Source organism: Bacteroidota bacterium (assembly GCA_016183775.1).
In the GTDB taxonomy this organism is placed as follows: domain Bacteria; phylum Bacteroidota; class Bacteroidia; order JABDFU01; family JABDFU01; genus JABDFU01.
Genome location: JACPDY010000135.1, coordinates 1 through 20160, shown reverse-complemented (window position 1 = coordinate 20160; position 20160 = coordinate 1). Strand labels below are relative to the sequence as shown.

Annotated in this window: 11 protein-coding genes; 2 read left to right on the top strand and 9 right to left on the bottom strand. The window is 40.5% G+C overall.

From position 1 onward, the window contains the following. The 5 genes from HYU69_15600 to HYU69_15580 form a co-directional block, all read right to left on the bottom strand. On the bottom strand, positions 1-1026 hold the full coding sequence (locus HYU69_15600; GenBank protein MBI2271765.1) for an adenylate kinase: 1026 nt from the start codon (positions 1024-1026) through the stop codon (positions 1-3). Positions 1027-1064: 38 nt separating this feature from the next. Continuing rightward, positions 1065-1598 (bottom strand): hypoxanthine phosphoribosyltransferase, encoded by a 534-nt coding sequence (gene hpt / locus HYU69_15595; GenBank protein ID MBI2271764.1) that lies wholly within the window; start codon positions 1596-1598, stop codon positions 1065-1067. A 584-nt stretch (positions 1599-2182) separates the two neighbouring features. Beyond that, the gene (locus HYU69_15590; protein MBI2271763.1) at positions 2183-6058 is read right to left on the bottom strand and encodes a PKD domain-containing protein; all 3876 of its coding nucleotides are present in this window, start codon (positions 6056-6058) and stop codon (positions 2183-2185) included. A 75-nt stretch (positions 6059-6133) separates the two neighbouring features. Further along, complete coding sequence (locus HYU69_15585) at positions 6134-7348, bottom strand: bifunctional 3,4-dihydroxy-2-butanone-4-phosphate synthase/GTP cyclohydrolase II (protein ID MBI2271762.1); 1215 nt, start codon at positions 7346-7348, stop codon at positions 6134-6136. Positions 7349-7397: 49 nt separating this feature from the next. After that, entirely contained in the window at positions 7398-8603 is a 1206-nt protein-coding gene (locus HYU69_15580) for a glycosyltransferase family 4 protein (protein ID MBI2271761.1), read from the bottom strand. A gap of 162 nt (positions 8604-8765) precedes the next feature. Here HYU69_15580 and HYU69_15575 point away from each other — a divergent pair, with 162 nt between their 5' ends. After that, complete coding sequence (locus HYU69_15575; protein ID MBI2271760.1) at positions 8766-9731, top strand: GDP-mannose 4,6-dehydratase; 966 nt, start codon at positions 8766-8768, stop codon at positions 9729-9731. A 35-nt stretch (positions 9732-9766) separates the two neighbouring features. Here the strand turns inward: HYU69_15575 and HYU69_15570 are convergent, their stop codons facing one another. Genes HYU69_15570 through HYU69_15560 form a run of 3 tightly spaced genes read right to left on the bottom strand, consistent with a single transcriptional unit; the run spans position 9767 to position 16404 of the window. Beyond that, the gene (locus HYU69_15570; protein MBI2271759.1) at positions 9767-12583 is read right to left on the bottom strand and encodes an SBBP repeat-containing protein; all 2817 of its coding nucleotides are present in this window, start codon (positions 12581-12583) and stop codon (positions 9767-9769) included. Between the two features lie 56 nt (positions 12584-12639). Then, a complete protein-coding gene (locus HYU69_15565) occupies positions 12640-15522 on the bottom strand; it encodes an SBBP repeat-containing protein (GenBank protein MBI2271758.1) in 2883 nt (960 codons plus the stop codon). A 3-nt stretch (positions 15523-15525) separates the two neighbouring features. Next, complete coding sequence (locus HYU69_15560; protein MBI2271757.1) at positions 15526-16404, bottom strand: T9SS type A sorting domain-containing protein; 879 nt, start codon at positions 16402-16404, stop codon at positions 15526-15528. Between the two features lie 260 nt (positions 16405-16664). Between HYU69_15560 and HYU69_15555 the strand changes: the two genes are divergently transcribed. Continuing rightward, the gene (locus tag HYU69_15555) at positions 16665-18218 is read left to right on the top strand and encodes a hypothetical protein (protein MBI2271756.1); all 1554 of its coding nucleotides are present in this window, start codon (positions 16665-16667) and stop codon (positions 18216-18218) included. A gap of 73 nt (positions 18219-18291) precedes the next feature. Here the strand turns inward: HYU69_15555 and HYU69_15550 are convergent. Next, the coding region (locus HYU69_15550; GenBank protein MBI2271755.1) for a hypothetical protein at positions 18292-20160 on the bottom strand (1869 nt) is incomplete at its 5' end.

Sequence of the window (20160 nt, the reverse complement as noted above, 5' to 3'; positions counted from 1 at the left end):
TTATCTCCTGGATTTCTTCCCTGCCTTTTTCTTCTTTTTAACAGCGGCTTTTTTCTTATTGGAAGTATTCTTTTTCTTAATTGTTTTTTTCTTTATTGCTTTCTTTTTCTTCGCGGCTTTTTTGGGAGCAGGTTTACTTGCCTTCCCGCCTGACCGGCCTGCAGGTTTCTTTTTAACAGTCGGTTTTTTTCCGGCTGCTTTCTTTTTCTTCGCGGTTTTTTTACCGGTTTTAGCTTTGCTTTTCTTTTTTACGTCAGGTGCAGAGGCGCTGTTTTCTATAGGTGCAGATACGGCGGGTTTTTCTGCGCTCTTTTCCACCGTTGGCATTGTGCTTACTACGTGTACATGCTGCACTGTCTTTTGGGTAACGTCTGCGATATTCCTGTGTGAAACGTCGGTTCCTGTTGTATATACAGAAGATTGAAAAGAGGGGATGCTCATAATTTCAGGAACATATTCTGCATCGATCTTGTTGCACAATGCGTTGAATATTTCATCAACACTGCCAATGCCGCTCACCGAACGGAATTTACGTTGGCTTGTATAATAATCTTTAAGGGGTGCAGTTTTCTGATTGTATTCAGCCACGCGCTGTCGAATGGTCTTCTCATCCTGATCATCAACGCGGCCGGACTCCATTCCTCTCTGGACAATACGTTTAGTAAGCTCTTCGGTACTTACTTCCAGGGCAAGTGTCATTGTGATATTTGTTCCTTTCGCTGTAAGTAATTTATCGAGGGCCTGGGCTTGGGCAATAGTACGCGGGAACCCATCAAAAATAAAACCTTTCACGTTCGGATTCTTTCCAAGCTTATTATTGATCATTGTAATAACAATCTCATCGGGTACCAGCAAGCCCTGGTCCATAAGTATTTTTGCTTCCTGGCCGAGGATAGTGCCGGCGTCAATTTCACCGCGTAAAATATCGCCGGTTGAAAGATGGATAAGTTGATACCTTTCAACCAGCCTGGCTGATTGGGTTCCCTTACCTGCGCCAGGAGGGCCGAATATTACAAGATTTAGCATTTGAATAAAGGTTTAGAGTTTTGATTTGTTAGTATATTTTAATTGGTTACCACATAAATGTCTTTTAGGTTTCTTCCAAGTCCAACATAATCCAATCCATAACCGACTATAAATTTATCGGGAATTTCTTTACCAACATAATCTATTTTGATGTTCTTTTTGTAGGCATCGGGTTTTAATAATAAGGCGGCTATTTTAAGCGTAAAAGGCTCTTTTTTTAATAATTCTGTATAAATATATTCAATTGTAGCACCTGAATCCACAATATCTTCAATAATAACCACATTTCGACCTGTTATTGGCTCATTTAAACCAATAAGTTGCTTTACATGCCCAGTCGATTCCATACCCTGATAGGATGCTGTTTTAATGAACGAAACCATACAATCACCTTCAAATTTTCGCACCAGATCGGCTGTAAACAAAAAAGAACCGTTCAAAATGCTCAAAAAAAGTGGATTTTGCCCTTGCAGGTCATTATTGATCTCTTTGGCTAATGAGGTGACAAGGGTTTCTATCTCTTGTGCCTTGATGAAAGGAGTAAATTGTTTATCGTGAAGAGTAATATGCATGGAATAGTTAAATGCCAAATATAGGCAGATCCTGAATGTTCCTCTCAAGAAATCGAGTCTGAATTTAACAATTTGTGAATGATCAATCTGATACTAAACTGCTACCAAGAACTAAAAAAATAATGCATACAATCACTTTCGCCACTAAAGCACCAAATCCCACTAAAAAATAAAAATACGAACGACCAAATCCTTAACTAAACGACATTGATTGGTCTCATTCGTTAGTTGAAACTATGCACTCTCAGTTCAAGACTTTCAGTTTCTAAACATTATTTTCTCTGTGGCTCTCTGTGAAACTCCTTTTTCTCTGTGTAATTTTTTTTGTTACACAGAGTTTCACTCCTCTGTGCCAAAACACTTCGGTGTGCAGACACAGAGGAGACACAGAGAACCACAGAGCATTTTTATTTAGTATTGCGGAAAGAAATTCATTCTTTCTATACCTCAACCTATGGACTTTCAGTCCATAGGGGCTTAGTTATGGTATAACTTGATAGCGGTTTAGTATGAATTGAGGAAACATACTCAAAAAAACAACCCCGATCAATCGATCAGGGTTGTTTTTTTCATATTAGAACTGTCTATCTTAACAGCATCAAAAATCCTTTGTACTGTAAGGTTTTGCCTTCAATGGTTTGTACATCGAGCAGGTAATAATAGGTTCCTGCAGGTACTTCAAGGCCGGCATTGGTGCGGCCATCCCAGAATATTTTTTCGGACGCCTTATTGTATATCTCCAGTCCCCAGCGGTCAAATATGCGCGCCTCTATATTGGTAACTCCATAAGCCTGCAGGGTAAACGTTTCGTTAATGCCATCGTTGTTGGGGGTAAACACGTTGGGTATAACAAGGTCTTCAATAATAATTATCTTTCTCAGGGCCGTGTCAATACAGCCATTGTTATCTACAATTTCCTGCACGTAATAAATGCCACTCTTGCTAAAGGAATGTGTTGGATTTGTGCTGCTTGAAGTTGCTGTGCCATCACCAAAATCCCATACCCATGTAACACCTGCTATGCTCTTGTCGGTGAACTGCACATTCGTGCCGGCCCTGGGATATTGCGGGCTGTATGTGAAATCAGGTGCAGGGTAAGGGTTTACAGTAACAGTGGCGGTTGATGGCACCGACCATCTGCAGCCTGCTGTGTCGATCAACGTAAGGAAAGGAGTTTTTACGCCGGGAGATATATAAGTATGTGTAACGCAGCAGGTATCACCTACAAAGAAGTTGCCATCTCCAAAGTCGAGTGAATCAGTTTCGGTATTGATGGTGGTTAAAGTAAACGTAACATCAAACGGAATACATCCCGAGTTAGGTGTGAAGGTGTATGATCCCGATGGACCATTAACAATAACAAGGTCGATTTTTGTAATTGTGTCTTTACATCCGGCAGCGGTTGTAACAATTAATTTAACGGTGTATTTACCGGCGGCTGTATAAGTATTCGAGGCGGTGTCATTGGTTACTACAGGAGCGATATTGCCATCACCAAAATCCCAATAGCGAGAAACAACAGGCGAAACTGAAGTGCTGGTATCAACGAAAGTGACAGATAATGGCGGACAGGTAGAAGCGATCGCCGATGTTTTAAATCCGGCTTTCGGTTTGTCAATTACCACATAATTGGTTTTGGTTAATGTGTGACTGCAGCCCGTTACTGTGTCAGTGGCCGTAAGTTGAATGGTGTACGACCCGTTAGATGTGTAGCTGTGAGTCGGGCTGGTTGCATTTGAAACGGCAGATCCATCACCAAAGTCCCAGGTATACTTATTCGCGTTTGTAGACGTGTGTGAAAAAGTGACCGTGCTTCCGGGGCAGGTAAGCAGAGAGCTTGCCGTAAACGCTGCTGTTGGTAATTTATATACAATAATGTTGCTCTTGGTAACTGAACAGGAGCCGTCTGCATTGGTAACAATTAATGAAACAGAGTATGTGCCTGTGTTTGTGTAGTAGTGTACAGGATGCTGCTGCGTTGAGGTTTTTCCGTCACCAAAGGTCCAAGCCCACGCTGTGGCAGCAGGAGTGGTTTTGGAAGTGTCGCGGAAAACTACCTGTAAGCTGTCGCAGCCACCCTGGCTTTTCACATAAAAATCCGGAGTTATATCATACACTTTCACTGAATCAATTTTGATCACGCTATCTGTGCAGAAAAAACTGTTATCCGTAACATAAAGTTTAATAGTGTACAGCCCGGGATTTGCATAGGTATGAGAGGGAGAAGCTGATACTGAAGTTGTTCCGTCACCGAACGACCATGAATAACTTTGAATGCCGCCGCCCGTTCCGAGTATTGTTGTATTAGTAAATGTAACGGGAAGAGGTTTGCAACCTTGCTTTGGTGATATGAAAAAATTAGGAATAAGGTCAACAATTTTGATCAGTAATGTGGTGTCCTTTCTACACCCGGATTTATTATTCAGAGCAGTCAGTTTAACTGTATAAGAACCGGCAGCAGGAAAATCATGTGTCACATTATAGTTTACAGAATCTACCGGTGAGCCGTCACCGAAGTTCCAGTACCATTTATCTGCACCCAGGGATTGGTTGGTAAAAGTACGTCGTAAAACAGGAGTGCATGTTCCGGCTACAGTAAACCTGGGTACAGCAGGACTGATGTGAACAATTTGATTTTGAACCAGGGTATCGGGGCAGCCGACATTAAATACAATAAGCGTAACGTTAAATGTACCGGTATCACTATACAGGTGGGTAGTGGTTGAACCTCCGCCTCCCTGGCCATCGCCAAAGTTCCATACCCACTTGGTTGCAATGGCAGATGCCGATCCATCAAATACAACCGGGGTTAATGCGCAGGAGTTTGCGGGAGTTACAGTAAAGCTGATAACAGGTTTGTCGGTAACAATAACATCACTTGGCTTGGTGATCGTGGCGGTACAACCATATGCGTTTGTAATGGTAAGTGTTACATTATAAGTGCCAATGTTATTGTAAACATGCACCGGATTTTTTGAACCCGAGGTATTGTTGGTTCCTGAGGCCGGATCTCCAAAATCCCATAACCAGGAGGTGATCGTTTCGGTAGAAGAACTGTTATCGGTAAAATTTACCGTTAAAGGGACGCAACCTTCCTTAGGGGTTGTTGTAAATTGTGCCGAAGGTTTAATGATTCTGATATAATTAAGTTTCGTTAAGCTGTCCTTACAGCCTGCCGCTGTAGTAACAACAAGCTTTACACTGTCAAGTCCCGCCGCGTTGTATGTGTGTGTGGGGTTTTGTGATGTTGAAGTGCTGCCGTCACCCAGGTACCATTGCCACGCTGTTGCGCCGGGGGTATTGTCAGTAAAATTAACTGTAAATGGCGTGCTGCAGGCGTGAGTGGAATCGGCCGTAAAGGAAATCACCGGACGCGGGTTTACTGTAATATAAGCGGTTTTGGTTATTGAGTCAGGGCAAATGCCGGAGATAACAACCCTGAGTTTTACAGCATATGTGCCGGCGGTGGTGTACGGGTGGCTGGGGTTTTTTGAAGTGGATGTTCCTCCATCACCAAAATTCCAGGCCCATGATCCGGCTGCTGGTGTGGTCTGGTCAGTAAAAGTAATTGTTGATCCCTGGCAGATTACAGTATCGGATGCAGTAAAAGCCACATTTATGGCGGATAAAACTGTTACTGTTGATGTTGCTGTTTTTGAGCAGCCTCCGGATGTGCTGGCTGTTAAAGTTACAGTATATGTTCCTGAGGAAGCATAGCTGTTTGACGGACTGGTTGAAGCGGACGTTTTGCTATCGCCGAAAGACCATGAATAAGTCATTGGTCCGGTGCCGGTTGTAGTATTAGTGAAATTAATTGTTGCGGGAGTTTTACAGCCTATAGCGGGTGAAAATGTAAACGCCGGAGATAAATCAGACGATGATACTTTGATGTATGCAGTTTTTGTAAAAGAACTTTGACAACCATTGGCATCGGTTATGATGAGTGTAGTGGTATAATTTCCAGCTGCAACGTAGGTATGACTGGGGTTTTGTGATCCGGATGCGGGACTTCCGTCGCCAAATGTCCAAAACCAGGTAGTAATATTCCCCGATCCTTTAGTGGATAGATCATTGAATTTAACAGTATATGGAAAGCAGCCGGCCGTATCGTTCGAAGAGAATTTAGCGACCGGATTGCTGAACACAGTGATATAGGATGTAATTGTTTTTGTGTTTGAAATGCCGGTAGTCGAATTTCTGTACGTAAGTTTAACGGTATATGTTCCCGGGGTTACGTAGGTTGCAGTCGGATTTTTTACTGTAGAGGTGTTGCCGTTGCCAAAATCCCATGCCCATGTAGGATTTGTTCCACCCCCTGTTGAAAGGTCAGAGAATGTAACAATGAGCGGGCTGCAGCCTGATACCTTGTTCGCTGTAAAATCTGCGGTCTGCGCTTTTGTTGTTGTAGATAATATTAACCCGAAGAGGGTAAGAATGGGAAATAGTATATGTCTAACCATATTAGATTGATACAATTTAGTTTATGACCCAAATATAGTAAAAAATATCCTTAAACTGAGTAGATAGTTTGATAATCAATCTTTTAGCTTAAGTGTGTGTCCCATTTTATCCCTTTTGGTTTCCAGATACAGCTTATTGTGGACATTTGATTGAATTTCAATCGGTATGTTATCGACTATCTCGAGGCCATAGCCAATAAGCCCGGCGCGTTTTTTGGGGTTATTTGTAAGCAAACGGATCTTGCTTATTCCAAGATCGCGCAGTATTTGAGCGCCAACGCCATAATCGCGTTCATCCATCTCAAAGCCAAGTTCAAGATTGGCTTCAACAGTATCACGCCCTTCTTCCTGCAGCTTATATGCCTTCAACTTATTGAGCAGGCCAATGCCGCGTCCTTCCTGGTTCATGTAAACAATAACTCCTTTTCCTTCTTTTTCAATTATCTCCATGGCCTTGTGAAGCTGCGGGCCGCAGTCGCAGCGACAGGAGCCGAAAATGTCGCCGGTAAGGCAGGAAGAGTGAACACGTACCAGTACAGGTTCATCTTTTTTCCAGCTTCCTTTTATAAGTGCCAGGTGTTCCTGGTCTGTGGTGGTTTGCTTATATGCTACCAGTTCAAAATTTCCATATTCAGTTGGCATGGTAACTTTTACCTCCCGTTCAATAATACTTTCAGTTTTTAAACGGTAGGCAATAAGGTCTTCAATAGAGATTATTTTAAGATTAAACTTTTTTGAAATTTTTAAAAGTTCAGGCAAGCGGGCCATTGTGCCGTCTTCGTTCATGATCTCAACCAAAGCTCCTGCAGGCTCAAAGCCCGCAAGCTGTGCAAGGTCAACGGTGGCTTCTGTATGACCTGCTCTTCGCAGAACGCCGCCGTTCTTTGCTTTTAAAGGAAAAATATGGCCGGGTTTTCCGAACTCTTCGGGTTTGATCTTCGGGTCAATAAGGGCCTGTATGGTTTTTGAGCGGTCGTGCGCCGAAATACCTGTTGTGCAACCATGCCCCTTTAAGTCGATAGAAACCGTAAAGGGAGTGGCGTGTTCCGACGTGTTATTATTGACCATCATTTCAAGGTCAAGTTCGTGTGCGCGTTTTTCTGTAATCGATGCACAGATGAGTCCTCTTCCATGTGTAGCCATAAAGTTGACTACTTCGGGAGTAACGTTTTTTGCCGCCGTAATAAAATCACCTTCGTTTTCGCGGTCTTCATTATCAACGACTATAATAACCTTTCCTTTTTTGAGGTCTGCTATAGCTTCTTCTATTGTATTTAATTGCGATGACATACCTTATCAACCGATGTTTTAATGGCGTACAAAGGTATGAAAATAAGACTTACGAACGGAGCAGTTGTTCGTAGAAATCAAGCAGGTTACGGCAGATCTTGTTGTTATCAAAGTGGTCATTTACCAGCTGTTGCGCGTTTTTTCCGATAGAGCGGTAAAGTTGAGGATCATTAATACATAAATTAATACGATCGGCAAACTCTTCGGGTGTATTGGCTATGAGTATGTTTTTTTTGTGATCATATGGGACTCCCTCAGCGCCAAGGCTCGTGGAAATAATCGTTTTGCCGGTTGCCATTCCTTCAATGATCTTTATACGCATACCACCGCCCGATAGTAGGGGGACCAGCATAATGCCTTTTGATTGCATAAATTCGAACTGGCTCTTTACTTCACCTACAACTTCAATATTTTTTTTATTCAGCTTACTCAGCCATTCGGGCATATAACGCCCGGCTAAATATAATTTCATACCGGGTTGCAGTGTGGTAACCTTTTCCCAAACAGTATCCAGAAGCCATTTTACACCTTCAACATTGGGTCCCCAGTTCATAGCGCCAAGGTGAAAGCATGAAGGGAATTCTTCTTTGATATTTGTATCGGTTTTAATTGAATTTACATCAATGCCAAAAGGAATACTGATTATTGGTTTGGTACAGCCGAGTTTCCTGAAGCCTTCCGCGTCTTCCGGAGTGATGGCGGCAATTCCGTCATAATCATTCAGCATTCTCAACTCATATACTTTAAGCCGCCTGGCTAAAAGTCCGTAATAAAATTTGAGTACAGGGTTATTTGTGTTGGCTGTTCTCTGCTCCCATATTTTGTATTCAATATTTTGAGAGCGTAATACAATTTTTGCCTTGCTGTGTTTGCGAATGGTATTTACATAAGGCGCGACAAATAGCGTTTCAAGCTGAATGACATCAAAAGAATTATTCTTTAATACATCAGTCAGTTTGGAATCCACCTCTTTGCTGTAAAACCGACTCATATTATATGATTCGTTGCTGAAGAGATTCAGGAACGCTTTAACGGGTTTCGGTCGGGTGTCAACAAATACGGCTTCAATATTGGTTTTTGCCATATAGTCAGCAGAGATTTTGTTCTCATCAAAAGGATGTTTGTACGTACTCAGGGCAAGTACTTTAACTTTAGCTCCATGCCCGATCAACCCTTTGGTAAGAATATCCATCGCTACAGCGCCGCCATCTTTAGGCGGATTTGGCACCTTGCTGCACAACTGGAGTATATTCAATGTTTTACTTACGGTTAAAATTTATAATTTTATCCTGATACTATTTTAAGAATATTTGGTATCTGCATAACTGAATCTAAGCGGGTTGTTTGCACAGGCATCCTTAAACCTGCTAAAATTCAGCAAATAATCTCTAAAAATAATGGTTTTCAGGTTAACCGTATGGAAAAATATTTAATTACAGGGTTTTCAGGTTTTGTGAGCAAGCATTTTATAGACTACCTCGAACAGAATGATGTTGCCGCTACTGTTTTGGGCATTGATCTTAATAAACCTGAATTTGATCTCAGTGAATACAAAAAAGTAAAGTGCAGTTTTCAACAGGTTGATCTGTTGAATAAGGACGATGTTGATCGCGTTATGAAGCAGTTTCGCCCTGATTATATTTTGCACCTTGCATCATACAGCAGTGTGGCTTTCAGCTGGCAAAACCCTGTGGCCAGTTTCACCAACAACACGAATATATTTTTGAATCTGATCGAACGCGTCCGTGCGCTCGGTATTACGTGTCGTATTTTATCAGTTGGTTCTTCTGAAGAATATGGAAATGTTTCTCCATCCGATCTGCCTCTTCGTGAGGATCATTTGTTAAACCCGCTTAGTCCTTATGCGGTGGCCAGGGTAGCACAGGAGTTACTGTCAAAAGTGTTTGTTACCGGTTATGGCAGTGACATTATTTTAACACGCTCGTTCAATCATATAGGCCCGGGACAAAAAGATGTTTTCGTCATTGCTTCATTCGCAAAAAAGCTGGTTGATATTAAGCGGAAAAAAATTGCCTCAAATGAACTGGCAACAGGGGATCTTACAATTGTCCGTGATTTTGTTGATGTGCGTGATGTTGTACGCGCCTATTACCTTTTGTTGAAAAAAGGAAGGCAAGGCGAGGTCTATAATATATGCAGCGGCAAGGGTACCAGTCTTGCTGATGTACTGGATAGGATGACGAAAATTATCGGCGTTGAGATCAACCACAAACTTGATCAGAGATTTGTTCGCCCGGGTGATATCAGGGTGGTGGTCGGATCGAACGATAAGATAAAAAATGATGTAGGTTGGAAAAACGAAATCGGGTTGGACAAAAGTTTAAAGGATATTTTAGAGTATTATACGGTCATTTCAAAATAGGGGAATCCGGATTCAGGGATCATTTCTCAAAACAATCACGGTGAGGTGACATTGATATTTATACTGCAGCCGTTATTGTCTTTAATATTTATTGTGTAGGTGCCGGGGCAAAGACTGTTTTCATACCTTTTGGTGTAACCGTTGGACCAGCTGTATGTATAGGGGTTAGTGCCACCTGATGCGGTTATCATTATCCATTCTTTACAACCACATCCAATACAATTTGCTGCGCCTTTAGTAAATTGCCCCGATAGATTACATGCGGTACACGAATTAATTGTAATGTAATTGGGAATTATTACACTGTCTTTTTTGCAGACAGTTGTAACTACTAATTTAACATCATGAGTGCCGACAGCGGCAAACGTAACCGTAGGACTTACAGAATCTGAACTTACGGGGTTGCCACCTGAAAATGTCCAGCGAAATTTATATCCGGAAGTGTCACACGAATTGTTGACTGAAGGAGCGAATTTAATAGGCACATTAGGGCAAACATTTTTAGTATCTGTGGTAAAAGATAAGTCTAACACCTTTCCTTCACAAATATTAGTACATAATTGAGTGATAACAGCGTCGCCGGTACCCCCAAACCCTGCGCCTCCCGCATAAATTGTTTGAAAAGCTCCAATACTTACAGGATAACCACCGCCTGTATTGCCGGTAATATATAAGAAATTACCATTAATTGTAATTCCACCATAATCCTCCAGATCATCATGTCCAGTACCACCGATATACGTAATACAGGTTTGTTGTCCTAAAGGGTTATATTTGGCTATGAATTGATCTTCGGCATCACCACCAAAAACAGATTGGTATGCACAAGAACTAATTGGATAATTACCTGCATCAGTGTCTTCCCATTCACCGTAAACATATATATTATTAGCCTTATCAATGGCCATGTCAAATGGCCACTCATCCTTATTTCCACCAAAATAAGTTCCCCACTGAACTATTCCGGTACTGTTAAATTTAGCTATAAAACCATCGCCAAAACCTAAAGCCCATCCACCATTAATCGCTTGGTAGGCCGCTCCTGCTGCGATAGCGCTTAATGATTTGGTATAACCGCCTATTGCTACATTATTAAGAGTATCGGTTGCTACTGCAACGCCTATATCATTATCAGCACCTCCATAATATGTACTCCATAGCCGCATGCCCGAAGAGTTAAATTTAAATAAGAAAGCGTCAAGTAATCCACCTGAAACCATTTGATGCCCGGCCGAAACAGGGAAGTTAGTGGATCTTGTAAAACCTGCTATGTAAATATTACCTAAAAGATCGCAAGCAACTCCTCCGGAAGTTTCATCCATTGTACCACCCACATAAGTCGCCCAATTGCGGGTTCCGTTGGAAGCAAACTGAACCGTAAAAACATCTTTTCCACCAGAACGTGCAAGTTGGAATGCTCCTGCTTTTGAAATGCCAGTATTGGAATAAGTAGCTCCATATAAATAAACATTATTTCCAAATATGGTAACACTAGTTCCAATGTCATAACCGGAACCTCCATAAAAAGTAGCCCACAAGAGTGTACCGGATGGATCTAATTTTAAGAGAAAGGCATCACAAGAACCGCCATATGTGTTTTGATGTACCAGATTGCCCGCTGAAGGGCCTAAAGGAAGAGTAGGAGAATAGGTTGCACCTGCAACTATAATATTACCTGTTGCATCAGTAGAAATATCATTTCCATTATCATCTTGTGTGCCTCCGTAATAAGTTGACCATAATAAAGTACCACCCGGATCCATTTTTACAACGAATGCGTCTGTAACACCAAGCATGGTTGTTTGAAGTGCGCCTGCTGAAACCGGTAAATTGACGGAAGTTGCATATCCTGTAAAGGCTACATTACCTAAAAGGTCTGTAGTTACCGTGCCACACTTATCCCAGCCGCTGCCGCCGTAATAAGAAGCCCAAGGGTCGATTATTAAAGCGAACGAGGGATCAAAAGGTGAAAATGAGAAATTAATAAACCCCTCTCGCACTTTTCCTCCCTCTTTTGTCGGGATAAACTCTGGGGAGAGGGTAAGTATATACTTGGCCGGTATATCAATAACTCTTCCATTTATTACCTGGTAAACTTTTGGAATTGATTCGTAAAATTCATTTACACTTGTTTTTATTACCAAGGTACCTTCACTCTTAATGAATATGTTTTCCGCGCCGTTCCAGTGGAGTCTTATTTGGTTAGGATCGGCATGAGGCTTTACAATTAAGTCATACTTTATTCCGTTTGATTTGTTGCCGTAATAGGCTATATCAATACCGTTGTAAATATTTTTGCAAGTTATTTTGTTGTATTGGTTTACATGAGTTATGCCCTGAGGGCAGTGGGCATAGTAGTGGTTTGTGTACCCTTCTGATAGTTCCTCATTGAAAGTGACCATGTTTTTGTTGCAATCAATAAAGTCCATATCCACGCGGTGTACTGTAATCATCTTATTTTGCAATAATTCATCTTTCTTTTGTTGTAGCGATATTCTGTCAATATTTTCAGCGTGCTCCAATTCTTCTATTTGCTCATCAGCTTTTTGCATTACTTTGCTCATGTTGCTGTACACATAACTGATACCTGTTTTGCGTAAATAAATATCAGCACCGTCGCCGTCGCCTTTGTATAATATATCAGGACAGAGATTTCCGTCCGTGTCGAGTATCTGACCTTTGTTGGGAGTAAAGCGTAGACCATTACCTTTTAAAGAAACTTTATTTTTATTCCCGTTTTCTTTCGAAATATTATGTTGCGCGTGAACAATGCCCATAAACAGAATAAGTACAGGAATAAGCAATAGCTTATTTACTCTTTCGATTTGATTTATGTTGAGTTGCTTTGTCATTTTGACTTTTTAAAACGGTTATATTTTAACATACGGTATCACTCATGTTAAGAAAATCAAGGTGTAGTTATATTAACATTTACACTGCACCCATTTTTGTCTTTAATGTTTATTGTGTAGTTGCCCGGACAAAGACGATTCTCATATCTGTTCGTATAGCCGCTGGACCAGTTGTATGCATATGGACTTGTGCCACCCGTGGCGTTTACCAATATCCATTCTTTGCAGCCGCAGCCGGCACAGTTGCCAGTGCCTTTGGAAAATTGGCCAACAAGATTACATGTAGTACAGTTCTTAATTGTAATGTAATTGGGAATTGTTATGCTGTCCTTTTTACAGGCTGTGGTAACTACCAGTTTAACATCATAAGTGCCAACCGCATTGAATGTAACTGTAGGATTTGCAGAATCTGAATTTAAAGGGTTGCCGCCAGCAAATGTCCAGTGAAATTTATAGTCGGATGTGTCACAGGAATTATTTACTGAAGGAATAAATTTAATGGGCACATTAGGGCAAATATTGTTAGTATTTGCGGTAAAAGATAAGTCTAACACTTTCCCTTCACAAATGTTGGTGCAGAGTTGTATGAGAAATGCATCACCAACACCACCATTAACAGCACCAGATGGACCAGCATAAAATGTTTGAAAGGCACCAGGTGTTACTGGATATAAACCGTCTGTTGATCCAGTAGCATATAATGAGTTACCATAAATAACTATTCCTCCTCCTCCATCCAAATCATCCTCTCCTGTACCTCCAATATATGTTCCACATATTTTTTTTCCGGTAGGAGCTAGTTTTATTATTATTTGATCTTCAGGATAACCACCATTGGGGTCTTGACTTAAACCTCCATTAAAGGCAGGTTGATAACTACAGGCATCAATATTTTGAGATGTTGTAATAGCATCTTCTATTTCCAAATAAAAATAAATATTATTGCTTCCATCTGTTGCAATCAAGTCAATACCACCTGAATAAACTGCTGATAATTCGTCTCCACTTCCTCCACAGTAGGTGGCCCAAATGCGGTTACCCAACCCGTTAAATTTTACAAGAAATGCATCTAGGGCGCCCCCTCCATAAATATTTTGAAATCCACCCAAAGCTATATTTGATAGGCTGTTAGTCGTTCCTGCTAAATATACATTTCCGAGTAAATCTGTGGTAACACTTAAAGCAGAGTCAGTGCCTGTTCCTCCATAGTAAGTATCCCAAATTCGATTTCCTGCCGAGTTAAACTTGACAAGAAACCCATCTTGAATACCACCATAGCTGTTTTGAAATCCATTACCAGCGGTCATTCCAGTAGTACTGGTAGTGATTCCTATGACGTAAATATTTCCACTAAAATCAATAGTTACGTTATTTGCACGATCAAAGCCACTTCCTCCATAATAAGTTGCCCAAATACGCGTTCCTGCCCCATTAAATTTTACAAGAAAAGCATCGGTACTCCCATTCAAAATATTTTGAAATCCTCCAAAAGCAATTCCTACAGAACTACCGGTTATCCCAACTAAATAGCTATTTCCAGCGACATCTACAGCTACGCCATTCCCATATTCAGAGAATGTTGATCCTCCATAATAAGTACCCCAAATACGTACTCCTGCTCCATTAAATTTCACAAGAAAGGCATCAAAACCGAAAAAACCGCCTCCTTGACAGACATTTTGAAATCCTCCCGAAGCGATACCTGTAGTACTACTAGCTTCTCCGGCCAAATAAACATTCCCCCAAAGGTCAGAGGCTATGCTCTTACCACGATCAAAACCTGCTCCCCCATAATAGGTGCTCCACATCCGTATTCCTGTCGGGGTAAACTTCACAATAAAACAATCTGAAATACCTCCGGCATTAGCAAACTGAAAAGCACCACTTGAAACAGGAAAATTGGAGGAATATGTATATCCTGCGATAAGTACATTACCCATGTTATCATTGGCAATATCACTACTATATTCAAAAGTATTCCCGCCATAATAAGTAGCCCAAGGATCGATGATTAGGGGAAAAGCCTCATCCCATCCTTCTCCAAAGGAGAAGGAGACAAAAAAATCCTCTTGGCCTTCTTTAATAAAGAGAGAGTTAGAACCCTCACTGCGGGCCTCTCCGAAGGAGAGGGAGTAACTTGTTTTTATATCAACTATTTTTCCGTTTATATTTTGGTAAACTTTGGGGATAGATTCTGTGAACTCGTTTATGCTGGTTTTTATTACCAGGTGACCTTCGCTATTTAGGTGTAGGCTTTCTGTTCCCATCCAACGTAATTTTATTTGGTTGGGGTCAGCACCAGGTTGTACTATGATGTCGTACTTTATGCCGGTTTCTTTGTTGCCGTAATAGGCTACGTCAATTCCTTTGTACATGTTTTTGTACGTTACTTTGTTGTATTGATTTACATAGGTTATACCTTGCGGGCAATTCGCATAATAGTAATTGGAGTAACCGTCTACTAGGTCTTCATATTGTGTGGTTATATTTTTATTGCAGTTTGCAAAGTCCATATCCACACGGTGCATTTTTATAGGTTCTTTTTGTAGTAATTCATCTTTCTTTTTTTGTCCTTCGGTTTGGGTGAGTGTACCTGCTTTTATAAGGTCTTCTATTTGTTCTTCTATTTCGTGTATCACCAGACCCATGTTAGTGTACACATAGCTGATGCCTGTTTTACGTAAATAGATATCAGCTCCCCCTCCATCTCCCTTGTATAATACATCGGGGCATTGTTTTCCGTTCACATCGGCGATCTGACCTTTGTTAGGGGTGAAGCACAGGCCAGAGCCATGCATGTTTACAGTAAATTGTGTATGTTCTTTTTCGGAAAGAATATATTTTGCTCTATTGCCTATCTGTAAGGCAGGCTGGTTATTGGCAAAAATATTGCCCCCCACACAAATTATTACAGTAAGCGTATAGCAATGGCTTTTCATAAACTAAAGAATAATTATTTTTTTGACCAGCACACCCTTCTCTGAAGCGAGTTTGATAAAATAAACCCCTGCGGCAATTCCTGAGATATTAATAGACACTGCATGTTTTCCTTCAGCAAGCAAACCAAGATTTTTATTTATCCGGCATTCGCCTGCAGTATTATAAAGGTATAATTCTCCAACGGCACTTTTTGAAAATTCAAAAGAAAGACCAATCAGGTTTTCAAACGATTCCTGATACGCTGCAAAGTTTGAAATCGCAGATGTTTGATATTCGATACCACTTGCAATTGAATAAGTAACGGTAATCTGAATGTTATCAAGATTAACTACTCCACCATTAGCTGATTTATTTTTATAAGACAGAATCAATCCGAAAGCAGCTGAGTTAATTTCAGCCGGAGTCCATGAAAAACCCCAAAGATCGGTCGTTCCTCCATAGGAGTAATATTTATTCAGGGAGTCAATAAAACTAAGTGTTCCACGATTTGCGCTGCCAGTAGTGCCTCCATTTTTTGTAAGTTGTACGATGGTGTCGTTAATTGAATTTAAAGAGTCTGCTTTTCCTTTTACTTCTGCTTTAATTCCAAGCACAGTTGCACCGGAAGGGATCGCAAATGAAAAATCTGTTGAAATTAAATATCGGGAATAGTAACAGTAGTTCTGAAAGCAGGTATAGGGTGAGGCAAGTCCAACAGTGGCAAATTTTCCATCTTCCGATTTTGCATCGGACGTAGAATTCCATGTGCTTCCCGGACAGGATAGGCAGCCGGCTGATCCATAAACTACTGAAGCAGGGCTTTCGGGCCCAAGGGATTGAGCATTACAATGAATAACAATATTGAAGAAAAAAAATGCAAGTGTAATTAGTTTTGTTTTCATTTTGCTGATGTTTTTTGATACCTCTTTAAGATTTGACAAATGTTTTTCATTGTTAATATTTTTGTTGATTATTGGAGTTTAATTGTTCACGTTTCACGTATAAGGGAAATCAATTACTTGAATTTAAAGATAGTCTTATGGTTGATCAGGCTCAAATCATTTTTTATTAAACGGTAAAATTTGATGTATATTAATTTTATTAAATTTGACTAAATTTGTAATAATTTATCGAAAAAATGAACATTTAAACGTAAAAATTGATGAAGGTATCCAATGACTTGTTTTCCCTTGTGAAGTCACTAAATAAAAATGAAAAGGGGTATTTTAAAAAAGTATCATCTATGCATGTTACTGGCAAAAAGAACAGATACATGATATTGTTTGACGCAATTGATGAACAGGAAAAATATGACGAAGAAGAAATAAAACAGAAATTTAAAGATGAGCCTTTTGTTAAACAACTGCACCCCTTTAAAAATTATTTGTATAATTCGATTTTATGGAGCCTTGAGTTGTATCATCAGCGTAGTGCGCTTAGTTTGATACAGCGGCATATCCGTCAAATAGAAATACTTCGGAGTAAAGGATTGTTTGATCAATGTTTGATCATTATAAAGAAAGCAAAAAAACTAGCCAATGATCGGGGTTATTTTCTGGAGGCGATCAGTATATCCAAACTGGAAATTATTGTTGTATCCTCATCCACTTTTATTGTCGGTCGTGATAAAAAAGTAGACGAAGTAAATAAAGAAATACACAAACTTAATAAAATGCATATAAATCGCCAGGAATACTCTTACCTGCTTACGAAAATAAATATGCTCCACATAAAGGAAGGCGACTTTAGTTCAGAAAAATTGCGCAAAAGAGCGTTGCAGATTTTTAAAAAACCGTTACTCCGAAATAAAAAGAATGCACTTACAATTTGGGGGGAGTTGTTTTTTTATATTTGCCATTTTCTTTTTTATAAAAACTGTTTTGACGATGGCTCAGCATTGAGATATGGAAGAAAGTGCATTGAGATCATGGAAAAACATTCTGCACTTGTAATTGAATTGCCGACCATTTATACCTCTTTGTTCAGCGACATGGCTGAAATACACCTGCGTTTATCTGAATTTAATGAAGCATTCGTTTTAATTGAAAAATTAAAAGCGTTAAAAAATGTGTTTCGCGATAAGATTACTAATCATATCATTTCACTTTCTTCGGCTTGTTTCGAATTGATTTATTATAATCAAACCGGAAGATTTAATGAAGGGATTCGGCAGATCGAAAGGATAGAAGATGAGCTGAAGAATTACACTCCCCAGAGTACAAAACGATATGCTGTTCTGCTCAAGTATTATATGTCATGCCTTTATTTTGGTGTGCAAAATTATCGCCAGGCCAATAAAAAAATTGCTGAAGTTATAAATGAACAATCATCAGATGTTCAGATAAATGTCCAATGTTATTCGCGGATTTTACGAATAATTATATTTTTTGAAATGAAGGACGAAGATGCGTTGGTTTCGCAAATATTTTCAACCTATCGGTTCCTGCTTAAGAAATCCAGATTAAATAAATTTGATTCATTGGTTGTAAATTTTTTTAAAAAGAACAGTTCAAAAATTAAAAATGACCAGGACCTGATTAGTGCTTTTAAGATACTCAAAAGAGAAATAGATATTATTATTCTACGAATCCCGTCTGAAAGAGAAATAGTGAATTACTTTAACTATTCTTGTTGGTTGGAAAGCAAAATACAAAACAGGTCTTTTGCAGAAGTTGTGAAAGAAAAAAATCATCAACGAAGAACAAATAAAAAATGAATTTGGAAATGTTAAAACTGAAGGCTGGAGATTCCAATTCGCAAATTCATTTTCTTTATTTGTTAATGTTACTTCAGGGAGTCGTTACGTTAACAGTTACACTACATCCATTTTTGTCTTTAATGTTTATTGTGAAAGTGCCCGAACAAAGATGATTTTTATATCTGTTGGTGTAGCCGTCGGGCCAGGAATAAGAGTAAGGATTTGTGCTACCTGTGGCATTTATCATTACCCATTCTTTGCAGCCACAACCTGTGCAGTTAGCGGTGCCTTTGGTGAATTGTCCGATTAAAGGCGTAGGTGCAGTTATGGTAACTGTTGAAGTAGATATACAAGCGCCCTCTGTTATTGTTACTGTATACGAAGCCGCCGACAATCCTGTGACGGGAATTGTTGTACCTGTTGTAATACCGCTTGTTTCATTGCTCCAATTATACGTGTAAGGGCCACCCGACCCATTGCTGATATTAACACTTGCACTGCCATCCATTACTCCGTTGCAGGTTGCATTTGTTGTCATAGTTGCATTTGCTGAAAGTGAACAACCACAAGGAACAACAGTAATATACGCTGGAGTTGTAAGACTGTCTTTTTTACAAATTGTAGTTACTATTAATTTAACATCATGAGTGCCGACTCCGGGAAAAGTAACAGTAGGCTTTGCAGAATCTGAAGCTGCAGGGTTGCCGCCGGTAAATATCCAGTGAAATTTATAGCCGGTGGTATCACAGGAGTTGGTTATGGAAGGTGTAAATTTAACGGCAGCATTAGCGCATGCATTGGTAGTGTTGGAAGTAAAGTCCAAGCCAAGTGTTTTACCCTCACAAATATTAGTGCATAATGTGGCTACATAGGCGTCCCAACCGCCACCCCCGAAAATTGTTTGTGCTGTTCCGGCGGTTACCGGAAACCCTCCATCTGTATTGCCGCTAATATAAAGTGAAGTACCGTAAACTGCTATTCCTCCCGATCCGGTATCCAAATCATCTTCTCCGGTACCTCCCAAATAGGTTGCACATAATTTTTTTCCATTCGGGTTAAATTTTACTATTGTTTGATCTTCAATATCGGTATGATTACCCGGAATATTTGTACCTGATCCACCGTTAAATACAGGTTGCCAGGAACAGGCATCCGCAAGCAAGGGTGTAGCAACATCTTCCGCTTCCATGAGGAGATAGATGTTGTTATTCACATCTGTAACTACCTTGTAACCCAGTTCCCATTGATTTGCCCCGTAAAAGGTAGCCCACAGGCGGTTGCCAGCAGCATCGAACTTCGCCACAAAAGCATCAGTGCCACCTCCATAAACTCCCTGCCAGGTAACATTAACTCCACCGGCATTGCTGGCAGGGAAAGTACCGCCCCGGGTATACCCTGTAATTGTCACGTTGCCCAGCTTGTCTGTGGTGATGCCGTTGCCCTGATCCCATTGATCTCCCCCATAATAGGTAGCCCATAAACGGTTGCCGGTAGCATCGAACTTCACTACAAAAGCATCAAATATTCCTCCTCCAAATACTCCCTGCCATGTAACATTACTCCCACCGGCATTGTTGGCAGGAAAGCTACCGCCACTGGTAAGTCCCGTAATTACTATGTCGCCTAAGTTGTTGACGGCGATGTTGTAGCTATAGTCTCCTGCATTTCCCCCATAATAGGTGGCCCATAGGCGATTGCCGGCAGCATCGAACTTCACTATAAAAGCGTCAGTGCCACCTCCATATACTCCCTGCCAGGTAACATTAGTTCCGCCGGCATTGTTGGCAGGAAAAGTACCACCCTGGGTATACCCTGTAATTACAATGTTGCCTATGTTGTCTGTGGCGATGCCATAGCTAAAGTCTCCTTGGTCCCCTCCATAATAGGTAGCCCATAGGCGATTGCCGGTGGCATCGAACTTCAAACAAAAGGCATCACAGGTGCCTCCGAAGGCCCCCTG

What these genes read in the sequence shown, in the direction of transcription:
- HYU69_15600 (MBI2271765.1), bottom strand. Translation starts at nt 1,026, where the DNA reads ATGCTAAATCTTGTAATATTCGGCCCTCCTGGCGCAGGTAAGGGAACC.
- hpt (MBI2271764.1), bottom strand. Translation starts at nt 1,598, where the DNA reads ATGCATATTACTCTTCACGATAAACAATTTACTCCTTTCATCAAGGCA.
- HYU69_15590 (MBI2271763.1), bottom strand. Translation starts at nt 6,058, where the DNA reads ATGGTTAGACATATACTATTTCCCATTCTTACCCTCTTCGGGTTAATA.
- HYU69_15585 (MBI2271762.1), bottom strand. Translation starts at nt 7,348, where the DNA reads ATGTCATCGCAATTAAATACAATAGAAGAAGCTATAGCAGACCTCAAA.
- HYU69_15575 (MBI2271760.1), top strand. Translation starts at nt 8,766, where the DNA reads ATGGAAAAATATTTAATTACAGGGTTTTCAGGTTTTGTGAGCAAGCAT.
- HYU69_15570 (MBI2271759.1), bottom strand. Translation starts at nt 12,583, where the DNA reads ATGACAAAGCAACTCAACATAAATCAAATCGAAAGAGTAAATAAGCTA.
- HYU69_15565 (MBI2271758.1), bottom strand. Translation starts at nt 15,522, where the DNA reads ATGAAAAGCCATTGCTATACGCTTACTGTAATAATTTGTGTGGGGGGC.
- HYU69_15560 (MBI2271757.1), bottom strand. Translation starts at nt 16,404, where the DNA reads ATGAAAACAAAACTAATTACACTTGCATTTTTTTTCTTCAATATTGTT.
- HYU69_15555 (MBI2271756.1), top strand. Translation starts at nt 16,665, where the DNA reads ATGAAGGTATCCAATGACTTGTTTTCCCTTGTGAAGTCACTAAATAAA.